Origin of the sequence: Pseudomonas guariconensis, from assembly GCF_024127895.1 — a bacterium.
Taxonomy (GTDB): Bacteria; Pseudomonadota; Gammaproteobacteria; order Pseudomonadales; family Pseudomonadaceae; genus Aquipseudomonas; species Aquipseudomonas guariconensis_B.
Genome location: NZ_JAMYBK010000028.1, coordinates 33,498 through 54,187, shown reverse-complemented (window position 1 = coordinate 54,187; position 20,690 = coordinate 33,498). Strand labels below are relative to the sequence as shown.

Here is a 20,690-nt window from a genome sequence, read left to right as displayed (position 1 = left end):
CCAGCAGCTCTTTGGGGATTTTGGGCAGGTCACGCAAGGGTTTCTTTTTGGTTGGCATACATGCACCTCTTACTCATGTTATGCCCGAACACAAAATTTCTGACACCCTCCGCGAAGGGGCTGCAAGTTCACCAAATCCTCCGCTGACAGACAGCGCCGCCCCTGGCACCACTAGACTGGAACCTCAACCCCAGCTCAGTCCTGCCTGCGCACGATCTGCAACCAGGTTCACCAACGCCAACCCGCACAGTGTATAGAGCACGCCCTTGGCGCCGAACTCCTAACAGACCTACCCACCAGCGGACATATCATTGCGCGTGATAATAACCTTCGCCCCATTCGATTCGTTCCCCACGCGCCAGCCCCGCAGAATCCGCCCACTATCTCTATACATTGGCGGAGTTCTCCATGGAACAATCACTCAAACCCTTGCGCTATCCCCTCGCTGTCCTGGCAGTGCTGGTGATCAGTGCCTGCGGCCGAACCCCGGACGCCGCGCAGGCCCCCGCCGCGCCCAAGGTCAGCGTGGCCAAGGTGATCGAACAGCCGATCAATGAATGGGACGAGTTCACCGGCCGCCTGGAAGCACCGGAAACCGTCGAGGTACGCCCGCGCGTCTCCGGGCAGATCGACCAGGTGGCCTTCACCGAAGGCGCCCAGGTCAAGCAAGGCGACCTGCTGTTCCAGATCGACCCACGCCCGTTCCAGGCCGAGGTCCGCCGCCTCGAGGCGCAGTTGCAACAGGCCCGCGCCACCGCCATCCGCAGCGAGAACGAGGCCCGCCGTGGCGAACGCCTGCGCGACAGCAACGCCATCTCCGCAGAGCTTGCCGAGTCGCGCAGCAGCGCCGCCGCCGAAGCCCGTGCCGGTGTCGCGGCGATCCAGGCACAACTGGACCTGGCCCGCCTGAACCTGAGCTTCACCCGTGTCACCGCGCCGATCAGTGGCCGCGTCAGCCGCGCCGAGTACACCGCCGGCAACATCGTCACCGCCGACGTCACGCCGCTGACCACGGTGGTGTCCACCGACAAGGTGTATGCCTACTTCGACGCCGACGAGCGCGTCTACCTCAAGTACAGCCAACTGGCCCGCAACGGCCAGCGCGGCCAGAGCACCCCGGTGTACCTGGGCCTGTCCAACGAGGCTGGCAACCCGCACCTGGGCCAGATGAACTTCGTCGACAACCAGGTCAACCCGCGCACCGGCACCATCCGTGGCCGGGCGGTGTTCGACAACCGCGACGGCCAGTTCACCCCGGGCCTGTACGCGCGCCTGAAGCTGGTCGGCAGCGCCACCTACTCGGCGGTACTGATCAACGACGAGGCCGTGGGTACCGACCTTGGCAAGAAGTTCGTGCTGGTCATGGACGAGGACAACAAGGCGACCTACCGCGCCGTGGAGCTGGGCCCGAAACTCGAAGGCCTGCGCATCGTGCGCAACGGCCTGCACAAGGACGACCGCATCGTGGTCAAGGGCCTGCAGCGGGTGCGCCCCGGCTCGCCGGTCACCCCCGAGGAAACACCGATGGCCAGCGAGGAAACCCTCGCCACCCTCGCCCGCCAGCGCCAGGCCCTGGAGGCCAGCAACCCGGCGCCAGCGGTGGCCGGTTCCAGCGTGAAAGTCGCCAGTGCCCAGGCACCGCGCGGTTAAGGAACGACACCCATGAACTTTTCGAAATTCTTCATCACCCGGCCGATCTTCGCCGCCGTCCTCTCGCTGGTGCTGGTGATCGCCGGGGGCATCTCGCTGTTCCAGTTGCCGATCAGCGAATACCCTGAAGTGGTGCCGCCGACCGTGGTGGTGCGCGCCAACTTCCCCGGCGCCAACCCCAAGGTGATCGGCGAGACCGTCGCCGCGCCCCTGGAGCAGGCCATCACCGGCGTCGAGAACATGCTGTACATGTCCTCCCAGTCGACCGCCGATGGCAAGCTGACCCTGACCATCACCTTCGCCCTGGGCACCGACCTGGACAACGCCCAGGTGCAGGTACAGAACCGCGTCACCCGGACCCAGCCCAAGCTGCCCGAGGAAGTGACGCGCATCGGCATCACCGTCGACAAGGCCTCGCCCGACCTGACCATGGTCGTGCACCTGACCTCGCCGGACGACCGCTACGACATGCTGTACCTGTCCAACTACGCCATCCTCAACATCAAGGACGAGCTGGCGCGCCTGGGCGGCGTGGGTGACGTGCAACTGTTCGGCATGGGCGACTACTCCCTGCGGGTATGGCTCGACCCGAACAAGACCGCCTCGCGCAACCTGACCGCCAGCGACGTGGTCGCGGCGATCCGCGAGCAGAACCGCCAGGTCGCCGCCGGCCAGCTGGGCGCACCGCCCGCCCCAGGCTCGACCAGCTTCCAGCTGTCGATCAACACCCAGGGCCGCCTGGTCAACGAGGAAGAATTCGAGAACATCATCATCCGCGCCGGCAGCGACGGCGAGATCACCCGCCTGAAGGACATCGCCCGCATCGAGCTGGGCTCCAGCCAGTACGCCCTGCGCTCGCTGCTGAACAACCAGCCGGCGGTGGCCATTCCGATCTTCCAGCGCCCGGGCTCCAACGCCATCGAGATCTCCGACGAGGTGCGGGCGAAGATGGCCGAGCTGAAGAAGGACTTCCCCGAAGGCATGGACTACAGCATCGTCTATGACCCGACCGTGTTCGTCCGCGGCTCCATCGAGGCGGTGGTGCACACCCTGTTCGAGGCCCTGGTGCTGGTGGTGCTGGTGGTGATCCTGTTCCTGCAGACCTGGCGCGCCTCGATCATCCCGCTGATGGCCGTGCCGGTCTCGCTGATCGGTACCTTCGCGGTGATGCACCTGTTCGGCTTCTCGCTCAATGCCCTGTCGCTGTTCGGCCTGGTGCTGGCCATCGGTATCGTGGTGGACGACGCCATCGTCGTGGTGGAGAACGTCGAGCGCAACATCGGCCTGGGCCTCAAGCCCCTGGAGGCGACGCAGAAGGCCATGAGCGAAGTGACCGGGCCGATCATCGCCACCGCCCTGGTGCTGTGTGCGGTGTTCGTGCCGGCGGCGTTCATCTCCGGCCTCACCGGGCAGTTCTACAAGCAATTCGCCCTGACCATCGCCATTTCCACGGTGATCTCGGCGTTCAACTCGCTGACCCTGTCGCCGGCCTTGGCCGCCGTGCTGCTCAAGGAACACCATGCGCCCAAGGACCGTTTCTCGCGCCTGCTCGAGCGGCTGTTCGGCGGCTGGCTGTTCGCCCCGTTCAACCGTTTCTTCGATCGCGCCAGCAACCGCTATGTCGGCGGCGTGCGCCGGGTCATCCGCTCCAGCGGCATCGCCCTGTTCGTCTATGCCGGGCTCATGGGCCTGACCTACCTGGGCTTCTCGTCCACCCCGACCGGCTTCGTCCCGGCGCAGGACAAGCAGTACCTGGTGGCCTTCGCCCAACTGCCGGATGCCGCCAGCCTCGACCGCACCGAGGCGGTGATCAAGAAGATGAGCGAGATCGCCCTGGAACAACCGGGGGTGGCCGACTCGGTGGCCTTCCCGGGCCTGTCGATCAACGGTTTCACCAACAGCCCCAACAGCGGCATCGTGTTCACCCCGCTCAAGCCGTTCGACGAGCGTAAGGACCCGAGCCAGTCGGCCGCTGCCATCGCCGCGGCGCTGAACGCCAAGTTCGCCGACATCCAGGACGCCTACATCGCGATCTTCCCGCCACCGCCCGTGCAGGGCCTGGGCACCATCGGCGGCTTCCGCCTGCAGATCGAGGACCGCGGCAACCTGGGCTACGAGGCGCTGTACAAGGAGACCCAGCACATCATCGCCAAGAGCCAGGAGGTGCCGGAACTGGCGGGCCTGTTCACCAGCTACCAGGTCAACGTGCCGCAGGTCGATGCCGCCATCGACCGGGAGAAGGCCAAGACCCACGGCGTGGCCATCAACGACATCTTCGAGACCCTGCAGATCTACCTGGGCTCGTTGTACACCAACGACTTCAACCGCTTCGGCCGTACCTACCAGGTCAACGTCCAGGCCGAGCAGCAGTTCCGCCTCGATGCCGAGCAGATCGGCCAGTTGAAGGTGCGCAACAACCTGGGCGAGATGATTCCACTGGCGACCTTCATCAAGGTCAGCGACACCTCCGGGCCTGACCGGGTCATGCACTACAACGGCTTCATCACCGCCGAGATCAACGGCGCCGCGGCGCCCGGCTACAGCTCCGGCCAGGCCGAGGCGGCGATGGAGAAACTGCTGCGCGAGGAGTTGCCCAACGGCATGACCTTCGAATGGACCGACCTGACCTACCAGCAGATCCTGGCGGGCAACACCGCGCTGTTCGTCTTCCCGCTCTGCGTGCTGCTGGCCTTCCTGGTGCTGGCCGCCCAGTACGAGAGCTGGAGCCTGCCGCTGGCGGTGATCCTGATCGTGCCGATGACCCTACTGTCGGCCATCACCGGGGTGATCCTCTCTGGCAGCGACAACAACATCTTCACCCAGATCGGCCTGATCGTGCTGGTGGGCCTGGCGTGCAAGAACGCCATCCTCATCGTCGAGTTCGCCAAGGACAAGCAGGCCGAGGGCCTCGACCCGCTGGCCGCGGTACTGGAAGCCTGCCGCCTGCGCTTGCGGCCGATCCTGATGACCTCGATCGCCTTCATCATGGGGGTGGTGCCGCTGGTGTTCTCCTCCGGCGCCGGTGCCGAGATGCGCCATGCCATGGGGGTCGCGGTGTTCTCGGGGATGATCGGGGTGACCGTGTTCGGCCTGTTCCTGACCCCGGTGTTCTTCTTCCTGATCCGCCGTTTCGTCGAGCGCCGGCAGGCCCGCAAGGCCGCCCCCGCACAACCGCTGGAGAGCCATGCATGAACCTGCTCAAACCCCTGACCCCGAGCCTGCTGGCGCTGGCCCTGGCGGCCTGCGCGGTGGGCCCGGACTACCAGGCACCGGCCACCGAGCCTGCGCGTTTCGACAGCGCGGTGCAGGCCAAGGCCTTCGACCGCGACCGCTTCGAGCGCCTGTGGTGGAAGCAGTTCGACGACCCGGTGCTGAACCAGCTGGTGCAGGCCTCGCTGCAAGGCAACCGCGACCTGCGCGTGGCCTTCGCCCGGCTCAAGGCGGCACGGGCGATCCGCGAGGATGCCGAGAACGACCCGTTCCCGGTGGTCACCAGCCGCGCCAGCAGCGAGATCGGCAAGGGCCAGGTGCCAGGCCAGACCGAGCGGCGGGTCAACAGCGAGCGCTATGACCTGGGCCTGGACATGGCCTGGGAGCTCGACCTGTTCGGCCGCATCCAACGCCAGATCGAGGCCAGCGAAGCCCAGGAAGCCGCGGCCGCGGCCGATCTGCAGCAGTTGCAGGTCAGCCTGATCGCCGAGCTGGTGGACGCCTATGGCCAACTGCGTGGTGCGCAGCTGCGTGAAAAGATCGCCCTGGCCAACCTCAAGACCCAGCAGGAATCGCGCAGCATCACCGAAACCCTGCGCGATGCCGGGGTCGGCAACGAACTGGACGTGGTCCGTGCCGATGCGCGTCTGGCGGCCGTCGAGGCCACCGTGCCGCAGTTGCAGGCCGAGCAGGTGCGCGCGCGCAACCGCATCGCCACCCTGCTTGGCCAGCGCCCCGACAACCTGGGTGTCGACCTCTCGCCCCGGCAGTTGCCGGCGATCACCAAGGCCCTGCCGGTGGGCGACCCGGGCGAACTGCTGCGCCGCCGCCCGGACATCCGCAGCGCCGAACGGCAACTGGCCGCGGCCACGGCCACTGTCGGCGTGGCCACCGCCGACCTGTTCCCCCGGGTCAGCCTCAGCGGCTTTCTCGGCTTTACCGCCGCCCGTGGTTCGCAGATCGGCTCGTCGGCGGCCAATGCCTGGGCACTGGGCCCGAGCATTACCTGGGCGGCCTTCGACCTGGGCAGCGTGCGCGCCCGCCTGCGCGGCGCCAAGGCCGATGCCGAGGGCGCCCTGGCCAACTACGAGCAGCAGGTGCTGCTGGCCCTGGAAGAGTCGGCCAATGCCTTCAGCGATTACGGCAAGCGCCAGCAACGCCTGCTGGCGCTGATACGCCAGAGCGAGGCCAGCCGCAAGGCGGCGGACCTGGCCTCGGTGCGCTACCGCGAGGGGACGGTGGACTACCTGGTGCTGCTCGATGCCGAGCGCGAACGGCTGGGCGCCGAGGATGCCCAGGCCCAGGGCGAGGTCGAGCTGTACCAGGGCATCGTGGCCATCTACAAGGCGCTCGGTGGCGGCTGGCAGCCTGAGACACTGGCCAGCGCGCACTGACCTTCAACGCCTCAACGACTCCTTTGGTTGGCTCCTCCCCCAACCGCCTTGCCCCGCCGGCCTTGGTCTGCGGGGCTTTTTTTATCTGCAAGAAAAAGCAGGCGGCGCTTGTGGGGGCCGGGCATAGGCATCACATCCTGCGCCAATCGGCTTGAAGCTTGCGGCGCCCTCAGAAGTCGATGCTGCCGGAGAACTTGACCAAGCGCGGATCGCCCTGGGTCAGGTAGCCGCCGTTGGCCGAGGCCCAGTAGTTCTTGTCGCTGAGGTTCTCGACGTTGACCCGCAGGGTGATGTCCTTTTCCTGCACCTTGAAGCGGTAGCGGGCGCCGACGTCGAAACGGTTCCAGGTCGGCAGGCTGAGGTTGTTGGCCGGGTCGGCGTATTGCCCGCCGGTACGCAGCATGCGGGCATTGAGCGATACTCCGTCCAGGCCCGGGACGTCCCAGTCGACGCTGGCGTTGAGCTGGAAGGTCGGCACGCCGACCGCATGGTTGCCATCGTTGGCACCGTCCAGGGTGTTCTTCAGCTCGGTGTCCATGCGCGTGCCGCCGGCCATCAGGCGCAAACCCCGCACTGGCTCGCCGAACACGCTCAGCTCGATGCCCTTGTTGACCTGCTCGCCATCCTGGACGAACACGTTGCCCTGGACGAAGCCGTCAGTGGGGCGCTCGATGCGAAACAGCGCCAGGTTGGCGCCGAAGGTCTGGTAGTCGAACTTGACGCCGGCCTCGATCTGCTTGGTCTTGGCCGGCGGGAAGACTTCGCCGGCGTTGACCACCTCGCCCGAGGCGGTCGGGCCCTGGGCCAGGCCTTCGATGCGGTTGGCATACAACGAGATCGACGGGTTGAGCTTGTAGACGATGCCGTACACCGGCGTGGTGACCGACTCGTCGTAGAACGCCGTACGGCCGGCATCCGGGCCCTCGCCGTCATAGGCATAGCCCTCCACGCGCAGTTGCTGGCGACGCACGCCAGCGGTGAGCAGCAGGGTGTCGTCGAACAGGCCCACGGTGTCGGACAGCGCGATGCTGCGGTTGCGGGTCTTGCCGGTCACGCCCGGGTCGTCCAGCTTGCCGCCGACGAAGGACGGCGTGGTCGGCTTGGGCAGTGGGTCGGTGCGGTAGAGGTTGGTGGCCTGCGAGTTGTAGAAGACGAAGGCGTTTTCCTGCTGAGTCCAGATGATCGCCGCGCCGAGATTGAGCTGGTGGCTGACCGGGCCGGTCTGGAAACGGCCGTTGATGCCGCCCATGAAGCTGGTGTTGTCCTCGTTGTGGGGGATCTTCGAACCGCCGATGGTGGCCGCGCCAGTGCCGGCATCGGTGAGGATCGGCGTGCCGTAGAAACCGTTCTCGTGGGTGTGCTTGACGCCGCCGGCCAGGTAGCCGCTCCAGTTGTCGTCGAAGGCGTAGTCGCCGCGCAGCATGCCGAAGGTGTCCTCGGTCTCGGTCCAGGCCCACTTCTGCCCGTAGTTGTGGTCGGCGTCGGGTGCCCGTGGGATGTCATCCAGGCCCGCGTTCAGGCGCACCGAGTTGCGCATGTGGTTGACCCGCTGCTTCTGGTAGCCGATGTCGGCGGACAGGCGCAGGGCCTCGCCACGGTAGTCCAGGCCCGCGACGAACAGCTTGCTGCGCTGGTTCTGGTCGTCGACGGCGGTCTCGCCCTCGCGCTGGGACAGGTTCAGGCGCACGCCGAAGTGGTTGTCGGCGCCGAAGCGCTGGCCGAGGTCCAAGTGCTCGCCCAGACGTCCATCGGTGCTGATGTCCTGGGTGTAGCGCCGGGTCGGGGTGTCGCCGGCACGCTTGGGCTGCAGGTTGACGTTGCCGCCCAGGCCGGAGCCCGTGGGGCTGGCACCGTTGAGGAAAGCGTTGGGGCCCTTGAACACCTCGACCCGCTCCAGCGCGTCGGGGGCGATCATCTGCCGTGGCAGCACACCGTACAGGCCGTTGAAGGCCACGTCATCGCCATTGAGCGGCAAGCCGCGGATGACGAAGATCTGCGACTGGTTGCCAAAGCCGAACGACTGGCGCACCGAGGGGTCGTTGAGCAGCACGTCGCCGATGTCCTCGGCCTGTTGCTCCTCGATCAGTTGCGAGGTGTAGCTGGTCATGGTGAACGGCACGTCCATCATGTCCTGGTTGCCCAGCACGCCCATCTGCCCGCCCCGGGCCACCTGGCCACCGGCGAAGGGCTCAGGCAGAGCGCCGGGTGGGGCCTTGACAGCGTCGGCGCTGACGGCGGTGGGGTCCAATTCGATGGGGCCATCGGCCCCCTGGGCGGTGATGGCAACGGAACAGCAGAGGGCCAGCAAGGTCGGACGAGAAGGACAGGTTCGGGCCATGAAAGGCTCCTGGTGCAAATGGGTGGAGGCCTTCCTGGCAAATGAGCGCGCATCAGCGACTGAGTATTGTTTCTAGCCGAAATTACGAATTATTAGCAAATGACTGCACTTTCTCGGCGACCAGTGGTCTACTTCCCCTTTTGCCGCGCGCAATCGATTGCCGGCCGTTTTTTGCCGTACACAAGGCCGGGCCAAAAGCCCTGCGCTTGTGTACGATGAGCAGCGCACACCTAGGCGTTGCCAGTCATAGGGAGATCTTCATGCGCGTCCTCTCATCCGTTGCCCGGTTTGCCGCCCTGTCGCTGGGGCTGGCCGTGTCCGCCAGCGCCCTGGCGTTCAGCGGCGAAGAAGGGCAACTGATCGACTCGATCAATGCCTACCGCAGCCAGGCCCAACCCTGCGGCGGCGAGGCCTCGCTGGAGTTGCCACCGCTCAACAGCGACACCCGCCTGGCCTTGTCGCCGGAGGGTACCCGCGACCTGCAGCAGGCCATGACGCGCGCCGCCTACCCGATGGTCAATGTCCAGGCCATCAGCCTGTCGGGCCCGCGCGATGCCCGGGCGGCGATGGGTGCCATCGAGGAGAGCTTCTGCCAAGTGGTGCTCGACCCGCAGTTCGTCGACATCGGCGTCAGCCAGGAAGGCCGCGACTGGCGCATCGTTCTGGCCCGCCCGTTGCTCAGCGCACGCCTGGGCGACTGGCAGCAAGAGGGCCAGAAGCTGCTGCAGGAAGTCAACGCCGCCCGCAAGGTACCGCGCCAGTGTGGCGGGCAACCGTTCGCCGCCGCTGCGGCCCTGGGCTGGAACAACACCCTGGCCGGGGTGGCCGCCAACCACACGCGGGCCATGGCCAACCAGAACTTCTTCGACCATATCGACCACGACGGCCGTACCCCGGGCGATCGCGCGGAGCTGGCCGGCTACCTGTACCGGCAGATCGGCGAGACCATCGCCGCCGGCCGCGACACGCCGCGCAAGGTGGTCGACGGCTGGCTGGCCAGCCCGGGGCACTGCGCCACCTTGATGAATCCGGACTTCAGCGAACTGGGCGCGGCCTATGCGGTAGACCCCAAGAGCGATGCCGGGATCTACTGGACCGGGTTGTTCGGCACCCCGCAGTAAAGTAGGCAAGTTCTCTGCGAGTTTCTTCGCGAGCCCGGGGCTGCTTTGCAGCCCATCGCCGGCAAGCCCCCCACACAGTCCTCTGCATGGCACATGATTCGTGAACACCGCAGCCCCCTGTGGGAGTCGGCTTGCCGGCGATGGGGCGCGAAGCGGCCCCAACTGCATGGATTCATGCGCCGCCACCATGCCTACGCAACGCCCGGGCCGAGCAGCCGAACCGCCGCCGCACGCACTTGCCCAGGTAGCTGGCATCCCCCAACCCCACCTCATCGGCAATCTGCGCCAGCCCATGGCTTGAGTTGAGCAGCCGCCAACGCGCCTGCTGCAGGCGCATCTCCAGCCACCAGGCCTTGGCGCTCATGCCATGGCTGGCCTGGAACTGGCGATCGAGCTGGCGCCGGCTGACACCCAGTTGCGCCGCCACCTCCTCGATCGACAACCGAGCCCCCAGGTGGTGGCGCATCAGCGCCGTGGCCCGCTGCACTTGGCGCCCCTGCCCTGCCCCGGCCTCCAGCGAGCGCAAGGCATGGCGACTGTCGCGGGTCTCGTCCACCAGCATGTCGGCCAGCCCCTTGAGCGCCCGCGCCCGGCCGCAGGCACGGGACAGCAATTCTACCGCCAGGTCGATGGCCGCGGTGCCGCCTGCGCAGGTGATACGCGCACCGTCGAAACAGTACAACTGCTCGGGCAACACCTGCAGATGCGGAAAAGAGGCCCGGAACTCCGCCTCGTGGCGCCAGTGCACCACCACCTTGTGGCCGTCCAGCAAGCCGCAGGCCGCCAGCAGAAAGGCGCCGTTGTCCACTCCCACCAACTTCACCCCGGCCTTGGCGGCACGCTTGAGCAGGGCCTTGTAGCGCGGCGCCAGGGCTGCGGTGGCACCGGCACTGCGCCCGCCGAACAGCACCAGGTAGTCGAAGCCGCGCAGGTCGAGCTGCGTGGGTGTCATGTCGACCTGTACCACCGCCCCGCTGCTCGAGGTCACTGGCTCGTCGGTCAGGCCCAGCAAGGTCCAACTGCAGTAGCGCTGACGGCTGTAGTCCTCGTCGTCGGCGCTGAAACGCAGCTTGTCGAGGAACGCACCGAACGGCAGCAAGGCGAACTCCGGCAGCGGCAGGATCAACAGACGGATGTCGGGGGTCATGGCAGGCATGTCCAGTTAATACTCAAGAATGTCCAGATATTACCCTTCGATCGGGCCGCCGTCCCCTAGACTGGCGCCACCCGAAACACGAAGGCATTTCCCATGGCACTGGATACCTGGCTCATCTACCTGCTGGCGAGCATCGGCCTGTCGCTGACCCCTGGCCCGAACAGCCTGCTGGCCCTGACCCACGGCGCGCTGTACGGCGCCCGGCGCACTCTGTTCACCATCGTCGGCGGGGTGTTCGGCTTCAGCGCCCTGATCGCCTTGGCCATGTTCGGCCTCAGCGCCCTGCTGCACACCTCGGCCTCGCTGCTGCAGGTACTCAAGTGGGTCGGCGGCGCCTACCTGGTATGGCTGGGCATCCAGCTGTGGCGCAGCCCGGCGATGCGCCTGGAACTGGCCGACGGCGGGGCACGCCTGGGTAATGCAGGGCTGTTCCGCCAGGGCTTCCTGTCGGCCATGGCCAATCCAAAGGTATTGCTGTTCTACGGCGCCTTCCTGCCGCAGTTCATCGACCCCCAGCGCGGGCTGGCGCTGCAGTTCGTGGTCATGGCGGCGACCTTCGCCAGCGTGGAGTTTCTTGTCGAGTACCTGTTGGCACGCCTGGCGTTTCGCGTGCGGCCCTGGCTGGCCAAAGGTGGCAGGGGCTTCAACCGCAGTTGTGGGAGCTTGTTCGCATTGATCGGCGTGGCCTTGCCGCTGGGGCGTTGAGGGTGGGGCCGGTTCGTTAAGCGGCGTTTTGTAGATCTGGAGGCGCGCAGCGGCCTCGATCGATCTCCTGACGGGCCAACACCAAGATCTACCCACGAAGCTCTCCTACAATCAGGACAGGAAGACGAGGACCGCGCCATGCCCGACAACCTGTTCACCGCCCTGCCCCCTCCCGATCCGCAGGCCGCCGAACAGATCGACGACCTGCTGCGCCGCCCGGGCCTGCGCATCGAGCGTATCGTCTCCAGCGGCCAGGCCAGCCCGCCAGGTTTCTGGTACGACCAACCCGAAGGCGAATGGGTGCTGCTGCTCAGCGGCAGCGCGGGGCTGCGCCTGGAGCATGAGACCGAGGTACGCCTGCTGCGCCCTGGCGACCATCTGGACATCCCGGCCCACTGCCGACACCGGGTGCAGTGGACCGAAGCCGGTACTACCACCGTGTGGCTGGCTGTGTTCTACGAGCAAACGCTGGCTACGGATCAGGCCAAATAGTTCACAGCGCCAAGACACTCACGAACCCAACGTCTTCTATACTTTTCGCAGCCCGATACAAGCTTTTAGCATCATCGCAGCCCTTTTCCATCTGCGACAATCAGCCTCACGAAATTATGTACCAACTTGTTAATTAGCTTGCTAAGGGCATAAACTGGGCGCAGTCCACCTGCGAAAACTCCTGCAATGAAGCACACACCGCGCGCCTCTGGCGCCTCGACATTCATCCTGGTCGGCCTGGGCGTTATCATCGCCCTGCTCGGCCTCCTCCTGGCTGTCGGCGGCATCAAGCTGGCCGACCTGGGCGGCTCCTGGTACTTCCTGATCGGCGGCCTGGCCATGGCCCTCGCCGGTATCCTCATCGCTCGCCGCAAGCCGGCCGGGGCCTGGCTGTTCGCCGCCTTCCTGGTCGGCACGGCGATCTGGGCCGTGATCGACGCCGGCCTTGAGTTCTGGCCGTTGTTCTCGCGGCTGTTCATGTTCGGCGCGATCGGCCTGGTGGTGGCGCTGGTCTACCCGATGCTGGTGCGCGCCAACGGCGCCAGCGCCGGCCGGGGTGCCTACGGCGTGGCCGGGGTGCTGGCGGTGGCGCTGGTGGTTGCCGCGGGCAACATGTTCGTCGCTCACCCGAGCGTTGCGCCGACCGGCAACGGCCCGGGCCTGACCCCGGTCGAGCCTGGCAAGGCGCAGAAGGACTGGGCCCACTACGGCAATACCGAAGGTGGCAGCCGCTTCGCCGCCCTGGACCAGATCAACCGCGGCAATGTCGACAAGCTGCAGGTCGCCTGGACCTACAACACCGGTGACGTGGCCATCAGCGACGGCAATGGCGCCGAGGACCAGCTGACCCCACTGCAGGTCGGCGACAAGGTGTTCATCTGCACCCCGCACAACAACCTGATCGCGCTCGATGCCGACACTGGCAAAGAGCTGTGGAAGAACGAGATCAATGCCCAGTCCAAGGTCTGGCAGCGCTGCCGTGGCATGGCCTATTTCGACGCCACCGCGCCGATCGCCCAGCCGACCCAGCCGAACAGCTCGCCGATCACCGTGGCCAGCGTACCGGCCAGCGCCAACTGCCAGCGCCGCCTGCTGACCAACACCATCGACGGCCGCCTGATCGCCGTCGATGCCGATACCGGCGCGTTCTGCCAGGGCTTTGGCAACAACGGCCAGGTCGACCTGAAAGCCGGCCTGGGTGACGTGCCGGATTCCTACTACCAGCTGTCTTCCGCACCGCTGATGGCCGGTACCACCGTGGTGGTCGGCGGCCGTGTCGCCGACAACGTCCAGACCGACATGCCAGGCGGCGTGATCCGTGGTTTCGACGTGATCACCGGGGCCATGCGCTGGGCTTTCGACCCGGGCAACCCGGACGATCGCAACGCCCCGGCCGAAGGCAGCACCTACGTGCGCAGCACCCCCAACAGTTGGGCACCGATGTCCTACGACCCGGCGATGAACACCGTGTTCCTGCCGATGGGCTCCTCGTCCACCGACATCTACGGCGTGGAGCGCAGCAAACTGGACCACACCTACGGCGCCTCGGTGCTGGCCCTGGACGCCACTACGGGTAACGAAAAGTGGGTGTACCAGACCGTGCACAACGACCTGTGGGACTTCGACCTGCCGATGCAGCCGAGCCTGATCGACTTCACCAAGGACGACGGCAAGACCGTGCCCGCCCTGGTGATCGGCACCAAGGCCGGGCAGATCTACGTGCTCGATCGCGCCACTGGCCAGCCGCTGACCCAAGTCGACGAAGTGCCGGTCAAGCCGGGCAACATCCCTAACGAGCCTTACGCGCCAACCCAGCCACGCTCGGTGGGCATGCCGCAGATCGGCGCGCAGACCCTGACCGAGTCGGACATGTGGGGCGCCACCCCGTTCGACCAACTGCTGTGCCGCATCGACTTCAAGAAGATGCGCTACGATGGGCTGTACACCGCGCCAGGCACCGACCTGTCGCTGAGCTTCCCCGGCTCGCTGGGCGGCATGAACTGGGGCAGTATCTCCACCGACCCGGTGCACGGTTTCATCTTCGTCAACGACATGCGCCTGGGCCTGTGGATCCAGATGATCCCCTCGCAGAACCAGGGCCAGGCCGCCTCCGGTGGCGAGGCACTGAACACCGGCATGGGCGCCGTGCCGCTCAAAGGCACCCCGTATGCGGTGAACAAGAACCGCTTCCTCTCGGTGGCCGGCATCCCGTGCCAGGCACCACCCTTCGGCACCCTCACCGCCATCGACATGAAGACCCGGCAGATCGCCTGGCAGGTGCCGGTCGGCACCGTCGAGGACACCGGCCCACTGGGTATCCGCATGCACCTGCCGATCAAGATCGGCCTGCCGACCCTCGGCGGTACCCTGTCGACCCAGGGCGGCCTGGTGTTCATCGCCGGCACCCAGGACTTCTACCTGCGCGCCTTCGACAGCGGTAACGGCAAGGAGATCTGGAAGGCTCGCCTGCCAGTCGGCAGCCAGGGCGGCCCGATGACCTATGTGTCGCCGAAGACCGGCAAGCAGTACGTCGTGGTCACCGCTGGCGGCGCGCGCCAGTCGACCGACCGTGGCGACTATGTCATGGCCTACGCACTGCCATAGACCGCGTTACCCCCATCGCCGGCAAACCTGCTCTCCACAGCTTGTGGGGGGCGGTTTGCCGGCGATGGCGCCTTCACAGATCACCCGAGATTTCGCAATGTCCCGCGCTTTTCGCTATACCCCCACCGCCCTTCTGCTGGCCCTGGCCAGCCCCCCCCGCCCTGGCCGACGGCAACCTCATGACCCGTAGCACCATGACCGGCGACTGGGGCGGCCTGCGTCACCAACTCGTGGAGGACGGCATCACCTTCACCGGCGACTACAGCGGCGAAACCGCCTACAACGCCCACGGCGGCCTGCACCGCTCGGCGCGCTATTCGCAGAACCTCAAGCTCGGCGTGCAGTTCGACCTCTCCAGGCTGTACGGCCTGGACAACGGCGGCAAGGTCCAGCTGACCATCAACGACCGCCGCGGCAACAGCGCCTCCGAGGACCTGGTGGGCAACCGCCTGCCGATCCAGGAAAACTACGGCGGCCTCTATACCCGCCTGACCGAGCTGAGCTACGAGCGCACCCTCTTCACCCCGGCACTCAACGTCAAGCTTGGCTACATGGCCATGGGCAACGACCTGGGCGGCCTGGACAGCGGCATCCTGTGCAATTTCATGAACGCCGGCTTCTGCGGCCATCCGCTGAACATGTCCGGCGGCAGCGGTTGGACCAACTACCCCAACGCCCACCTGGGCGTGCGGGTCAAATACGATTTCTCGCCGTCCTGGCAGTTGCGCGTAGCGGCGTTCAACGTCGATCCAGAAAGCAACGGCAACTCCAGCCGCGCCTGGCACCTGGGGCCCAAGCACAGCACAGGCACCGTGGTCCCGGTGGAGCTGGTGTACACGCTGCAGGGCGAACTGCCGGGCGAGTACAAGCTCGGCTACTACTACGACAGCTCGAACGTGCAGCGCATCGGCAGCGACAAGGAGGTCGCCGGCCGTGGCGGGCACTACCTGCTGGTCGACCAGGCCGTGTGGAACGATCCAGGTTTACCGGGCCGTCGCCTGCATGCCTTCGGCCAGTACTCGGCCTCGAGCAAGGCCGCCTCGCCATTCACCCGCTGGTATGGCGCCGGCGTGGTGCTGTACCAGCCGTTCGCAGGGCGCCCGCGCGATACCCTGGCGCTGGGTTATGGCCGCGCCGTGCCCAACCCGCGTAGCCGCGACGTACTGCAGGACGCCGCACTAGAGGCCGGCCAGGACTTCCCCGACCTGGACAGCGCCGAACAGTTGATCGAGCTGAGCTATGGCTACCAGGCCACGCCCTGGCTGAACCTGCGCCCGGATGTGCAGTACATCATCGAGCCGGGGGCATTCTCCGGGCAGAGCATCGACAACGCACTGGTGGTGGGGTTGCAGGTCAAGGCGACCTTCTGAACCCTTGTAGGGGCCTTTGGGAGGTGGGGCTGCCTTGCAGCCCCAATAATGACAAAGCGCCGCCTAACTACCTGGCATCGGGGCTGGCCCGCAATGGCCCCCTGCCTACCCAGTTTTTTCCTGTGCAACGAACACATTTTTAATAATTTTCCGATCCCGCCCCCTGCTCCAGTATCTGCCGCGACTACAACAACAACGAGCGGGGAAACATCATGAGTGCAAGTGCGTCCGTGCCTGCCACCGCGCAGGCGAATCAAGCCGGCTTCCGCCGGGTCCTGGGGCTGGGGTCGCTGCTCGCGGTGGCGGTCGGCCTGGTGGTGTCCCAGGGGGTGATGGTGATGATGCTGCAAGGCGTCGGCGCCGCCGGCCTGGGTTTCATCGTGCCGCTGGGGCTGGCCTACCTGCTGGCGCTGAGCTACGCCTGCTCGTTCTCCGAACTGGCCCTGCTGGTGCCTCGCGCCGGCAGCCTGTCGAGCTACACCGAAGTGGCCCTGGGGCATTTTCCGGCGATCCTGGCGACCTTTTCCGGCTATGTGGTGGTGGCCATGTTCGCCCTCTCGGCCGAGCTGCTGTTGCTCGACCTGATCGTCGGCAAGGTCTACCCCGGCGTGTTCCCGCCGTTCAGCGTGGCCTTCGCGGTGCTCGGCCTGTTCACCGTGCTCAACCTGATGGGCATCGACGTCTTCGCCAAGCTGCAGAACGCCATGGCCGTGGTGATGGTCGTGGTCCTGCTGATCCTGGGCATCGCGGCGATCGCCGAAGGCCATGCCAGCGGCACCACCACCACGTTGCTGCAGGGCGACTGGAACCCCATGGGCGCAGGGGTACTGGCCCTGACGGCCCTGGCGGTATGGGGCTTCGTCGGCGCCGAGTTCGTCTGCTCGCTGGTGGAGGAGACGCGCAAGCCCGAGCGCAACATCCCACGCTCGATGATCATCGGCCTCACGGTGATCTTCGCCACCATCGCCCTGTACGGCCTGGGCGCGCTGTTCCTGGTACCGCAGCACGCTCTGGGCAGCGATGCCCTGCCCCATTACCTGTTCGCCACCACGGTGTTCGGCAAGACCGGCGAGGCGTTCCTGGTGATCGCCGCGGTCACCGCCACCTGCAGCACCCTCAACACCTCGCTGGCGGCCATCCCGCGGATGCTCTACGGCATGGCGTGCAACGGCCAGGCCTTTCCTCAGTTCAAGCAGCTCAGCCCGCGAGCGCGCACACCTTGGGTGGCCGTGCTGTTCGTCGCGGCGATCACCGGCCTGCCGATCCTGCTGATGGGCCAGGATGCCGCCGCGATCAACCTGCTGCTGCTTTCCGCTGCCCTGGCCTGGCTGCTGGCCTACATCATCGTTCACCTCGACGTCATCGCCCTGCGCCATCGCTACCCGCACCTGGAGCGCCCGTTCCGCACGCCGTTCTACCCGCTGCCGCAGCTGTTCGGCATCGGCGGCATGCTGTACGCGATCTGGAATGCCTCGCCCAGCCCGGACATGAGCGCCCAGATCTTCGGCGCCGCGGGCCTGGTGCTGGCGGTGGTGTCGTTGATCGCCGTGGTTTGGATCAAGGGGGTGATGAAGAAGCCGCTGTTCAGGCCTGAGCCTTTGTAGCCGTCTTGGGGCCGCTATGCGGCCCCAATTCCTACCTGTTCTCAGATCGCATGCGCCGCAAGCAGCTCCATGAGCACCTCGGCCAGCGACTTGACCATCGCGTCGGCCGTCGGCCGGTGCACCACGACGATCTCGTAGCTGTCCACCTCCGGCAGCCCTTGCTGGGCCCCCAGCACCCGGTGCTCACCGGTGGCGGCACGTGGCGGCAGCAGGCTGATGCCCATGCCATCGGCCACCGCCGCCTGGATGCCGCTGAGGCTCGAACTGGTGAAACTGATACGCCAGCGCCGCCCCATGCCTTCGATGGCGGTGATCATGTCGTCGCGGTACAGCCCACGGGGGGGGAAGGTCACCAGGGGGATGGGGTCGAGCTCGAACGACGGCATCCGCGCACTGTCGATCCATTGCAGGCGCTCCGGCCAGCAGGCTACGCCCTCCCGGCTGTTGCGCCGCTGCTTGAGCAGCACCAGGTCGAGCTCGCCGTTGTCGTAGGCCTGGCTGAGGTCGCGGCACAGGCCGCTGGTGACTTCCAGCTTGACCTGCGGATGGCGCCGGCTGAACGCCGACAGGGCATTGGTGGTACGGCCGCCGACGAAATCCTCGGGTACGCCCAGGCGTACGGTCACACCGACCATGGCCCCGGCCAGCGCCTCGAGCATCTGGTCGTTCAGCGCCAGCATGTGCCGGGCGTAACCGAGCAGGGTCTGGCCGGCGTCGGTGGGCAGCACGTCGCGGTTGCCGCGTACCAGCAGGCGGTGGCCAACCATGTCCTCCAGGCGGCGGACTTTCTGGCTGATGGTCGACTGGGTCGAGTGCAAGCGCGCCGCTGCGGTGGTGAAGCTGCCGCAGTCGGCCACCACGACGATGGCGCGCAGCAGGTCGAGGTCGAACAGAGCCCTATTCGATTTAACGCTGATAGACATGTTCACATTCAACTTCTGAATGACAAGCCTGACTTCTAGCACGGCCATCCCTGCCGGGCAACCGGCCTGGCCGGTATTCGAAAGCGCACTGCCTGTCATCCGGATAATTCACTTCTAGCCGCTGCACGGGTTGCCTAGGATGAAGCCTCGTCACCTTGGAGCCCGTCGCATGCGCCTGCCTGTTCTTCTGCTTGCCCTGTTCACCAGCCTGGTCGCCCACGCCGGGGCCGCTGCCCTGGATACCCGGCTGCACGGGGCCGCCCAGCGTGGCGACACAGCTGCCATCACCCAATTGCTCGACCAGGGCGCGCCCCTGGAGGCACGCGATGCCCAGGGCCGCACCGCGTTGCTGGTGGCGACCCAGGCCAACCAGGTGCAGGCGGCCAAGGCGCTGATCGAGGCCGGTGCCGACGTCAATGCCAAGGACAACATCCACGACAGCCCCTACCTGTATGCTGGCGCCCGTGGCCTGGACCAGATCCTGCGCCTGACCCTGGACCATGGCGCCGACCTCGAGAGCACCAACCGCTACGGCGGTACCGCGCTGATTCCCGCCGCCGAGCGCGGCCATGTGCAGACCGTGCAGATGCTGATCGACGCCGGTGTCGACGTGGACCACCTCAACCGCCTGCACTGGACGGCCCTGCTGGAGGCGGTGATCCTCGGCGATGGCGGCCCGCGCCATGTGGAGATCGTCCGCCGGCTGCTGGCCGCCGGGGCCGATCCGGCCATCGCCGACAAGGATGGTGTCACTGCGCTGGAGCATGCACGGCAGCGGGGTTACCAGCAGATGGTGCAGGTGCTGGAGAGATAGGGCCGCTTCGCGCCCATCGCCGGCAAGCCCCGCCCTACTCCACCACCTCGAACGGCAAGCCCACGTAGTTCTCGGCAATGTTCGCCAAGCCAGCCGGCGACCCCAGGAAATACTCGCGGTCGGCCTCTTGCATCTTCCGGTCCCAGTCATCCTTGTGCTCGCCGAAATCATGCAGCAACTGGGTCATGAACCAGCTGAAGCGCTCGCCCTTCCACACCCGCCGCAAGGCCAGCGGCGAGTACTGCGCCAGCAGGTCGGTACGCCCCTGGCGATAGACCTTGACCAGGATCCGGTACAGGTAGTTCACGTCCGAGGCCGCGAGGTTCAGGCCCTTGGCGCCGGTGGGCGGGACGATGTGGGCGGCGTCGCCGACCAGGAACAGCCGGCCATGCTGCATCGGTTCGACCACCAGGCTGCGCAACGGGGCGATGCTCTTTTCCAGCGCAGGGCCGGTGACCAGTCGCGCCGCCACGTCCTCGGGCAGGCGTGTCTTGAGCTCGTCCCAGAAACGCTGGTCGCTCCAGTCCTCGACCCGCTCGCCGAGCGGTACCTGCAGGTAGTAGCGGCTGCGGGTCTGGGAGCGCTGGCTGCACAGTACGAAACCGCGTTCGTGGTGGGCGTAGATCAGTTCGTGGTTGACCGGTGGCGTATCGGCCAGCAGGCCCAACCAGCCGAACGGATAGACCCGTTCGTAATGCTTGAGCACACCGTCGGGGATGCTCTGGCGCGACACGCCGTGAAAGCCGTCGCAACCGGCGATGTAGTCGCAGTCGACGCGATGCACCTGGCCATCCTTCTCGAACGTCAGGTACGGATGCACGCCTTCCAGCCCATGGGGTCGCACGTTGCTGGCCGAGTAGATGATCGGCGCCCCGCTCTCCTGGCGAGCCTGCATCAAATCGCGGGTGACCTCGGTCTGGCCATAGACCATGACCGTCTTGCCGCCGGTCAGTGCCTTGAGATCCAAGCGCTGGCGACGGCCGCCGACCAGCAGCTCGACCCCTTCGTGGACCAGCCCTTCACGCGCCATGCGCGCGGCCACCCCCGCCTCGTGCAACAGCTCGACCGTGCCCTGCTCCAGTACCCCGGCACGGATGCGCCCGAGCACGTAGTCGGGCGTCTGGCGCTCGAGGATCAGCGTGTCGATACCGGCCTTGTGCAACAGCTGGCCGAGCAGCAGGCCAGACGGGCCGGCGCCGATGATTGCAACCTGAGTCTTCATTGTTGTTGTCTCGTCGTGTCGATGCCGGCCTGCGACTGGCAGTGACCAGGCATCTGCTGTTAGGGTTTGCCCCTGCATTTTTACGAT

Annotated in this window: 14 protein-coding genes; 10 read left to right on the top strand and 4 right to left on the bottom strand. The window is 66.4% G+C overall.

The window, feature by feature from the left end; translation table 11 throughout:
- Positions 1-408 precede the first annotated feature (408 nt).
- The 3 genes from mexE to NJF35_RS21470 are packed head-to-tail and all read left to right on the top strand — an operon-like array spanning position 409 to position 6,254.
- Positions 409-1,650, top strand: coding sequence for a multidrug efflux RND transporter periplasmic adaptor subunit MexE (mexE, locus tag NJF35_RS21480; RefSeq protein WP_225789057.1), 1,242 nt, complete (start codon positions 409-411; stop codon positions 1,648-1,650).
- Positions 1,651-1,662: 12 nt separating this feature from the next.
- A complete protein-coding gene (locus NJF35_RS21475) occupies positions 1,663-4,842 on the top strand; it encodes an efflux RND transporter permease subunit (RefSeq protein WP_225789056.1) in 3,180 nt (1,059 codons plus the stop codon).
- Positions 4,839-6,254, top strand: a complete 1,416-nt coding sequence (locus NJF35_RS21470; RefSeq protein ID WP_253091460.1) for an efflux transporter outer membrane subunit — start codon at positions 4,839-4,841, stop codon at positions 6,252-6,254. Before NJF35_RS21475 ends, NJF35_RS21470 begins: the two co-directional genes overlap by 4 nt.
- Before the next feature lie 169 nt (positions 6,255-6,423).
- Here the strand turns inward: NJF35_RS21470 and NJF35_RS21465 are convergent, their stop codons facing one another.
- Entirely contained in the window at positions 6,424-8,592 is a 2,169-nt protein-coding gene (locus tag NJF35_RS21465; RefSeq protein WP_225789054.1) for a TonB-dependent receptor, read from the bottom strand.
- Between the two features lie 260 nt (positions 8,593-8,852).
- On the opposite strand from NJF35_RS21465, the gene NJF35_RS21460 reads away from it, so the two are divergent.
- Positions 8,853-9,713 carry a CAP domain-containing protein gene (locus NJF35_RS21460; RefSeq protein WP_253080232.1) on the top strand — a complete coding sequence of 287 codons (861 nt, stop codon included), beginning with the start codon at positions 8,853-8,855 and terminating at the stop codon, positions 9,711-9,713.
- 172 nt (positions 9,714-9,885) lie between these two features.
- Here the strand turns inward: NJF35_RS21460 and NJF35_RS21455 are convergent, their stop codons facing one another.
- Complete coding sequence (locus NJF35_RS21455; RefSeq protein WP_253091459.1) at positions 9,886-10,860, bottom strand: GlxA family transcriptional regulator; 975 nt, start codon at positions 10,858-10,860, stop codon at positions 9,886-9,888.
- Between the two features lie 102 nt (positions 10,861-10,962).
- Here NJF35_RS21455 and NJF35_RS21450 point away from each other — a divergent pair, with 102 nt between their 5' ends.
- The 5 genes from NJF35_RS21450 to NJF35_RS21430 all read left to right on the top strand — a co-directional run bounded on the left by NJF35_RS21450 (position 10,963) and on the right by NJF35_RS21430 (position 17,644).
- Positions 10,963-11,574, top strand: coding sequence for a LysE family translocator (locus tag NJF35_RS21450; RefSeq protein WP_225789051.1), 612 nt, complete (start codon positions 10,963-10,965; stop codon positions 11,572-11,574).
- Between the two features lie 138 nt (positions 11,575-11,712).
- Positions 11,713-12,066 carry a cupin gene (locus NJF35_RS21445; RefSeq protein WP_253080231.1) on the top strand — a complete coding sequence of 118 codons (354 nt, stop codon included), beginning with the start codon at positions 11,713-11,715 and terminating at the stop codon, positions 12,064-12,066.
- A gap of 186 nt (positions 12,067-12,252) precedes the next feature.
- Positions 12,253-14,670 (top strand): glucose/quinate/shikimate family membrane-bound PQQ-dependent dehydrogenase, encoded by a 2,418-nt coding sequence (locus NJF35_RS21440; protein ID WP_253091458.1) that lies wholly within the window; start codon positions 12,253-12,255, stop codon positions 14,668-14,670.
- A 179-nt stretch (positions 14,671-14,849) separates the two neighbouring features.
- A complete protein-coding gene (locus NJF35_RS21435) occupies positions 14,850-16,040 on the top strand; it encodes a carbohydrate porin (protein ID WP_317235061.1) in 1,191 nt (396 codons plus the stop codon).
- 230 nt (positions 16,041-16,270) lie between these two features.
- Positions 16,271-17,644, top strand: a complete 1,374-nt coding sequence (locus tag NJF35_RS21430; RefSeq protein WP_410900334.1) for an APC family permease — start codon at positions 16,271-16,273, stop codon at positions 17,642-17,644.
- A gap of 41 nt (positions 17,645-17,685) precedes the next feature.
- On the opposite strand, the gene NJF35_RS21425 is transcribed toward NJF35_RS21430, so the two are convergent.
- Positions 17,686-18,567 (bottom strand): LysR substrate-binding domain-containing protein, encoded by an 882-nt coding sequence (locus tag NJF35_RS21425; RefSeq protein WP_225789046.1) that lies wholly within the window; start codon positions 18,565-18,567, stop codon positions 17,686-17,688.
- A 169-nt stretch (positions 18,568-18,736) separates the two neighbouring features.
- Between NJF35_RS21425 and NJF35_RS21420 the strand changes: the two genes are divergently transcribed.
- On the top strand, positions 18,737-19,381 hold the full coding sequence (locus NJF35_RS21420; RefSeq protein ID WP_225789045.1) for an ankyrin repeat domain-containing protein: 645 nt from the start codon (positions 18,737-18,739) through the stop codon (positions 19,379-19,381).
- Positions 19,382-19,415: 34 nt separating this feature from the next.
- Here the strand turns inward: NJF35_RS21420 and pobA are convergent, their stop codons facing one another.
- Entirely contained in the window at positions 19,416-20,603 is a 1,188-nt protein-coding gene (gene pobA / locus NJF35_RS21415) for a 4-hydroxybenzoate 3-monooxygenase (RefSeq protein WP_225789044.1), read from the bottom strand.
- Positions 20,604-20,690 lie beyond the last annotated feature (87 nt).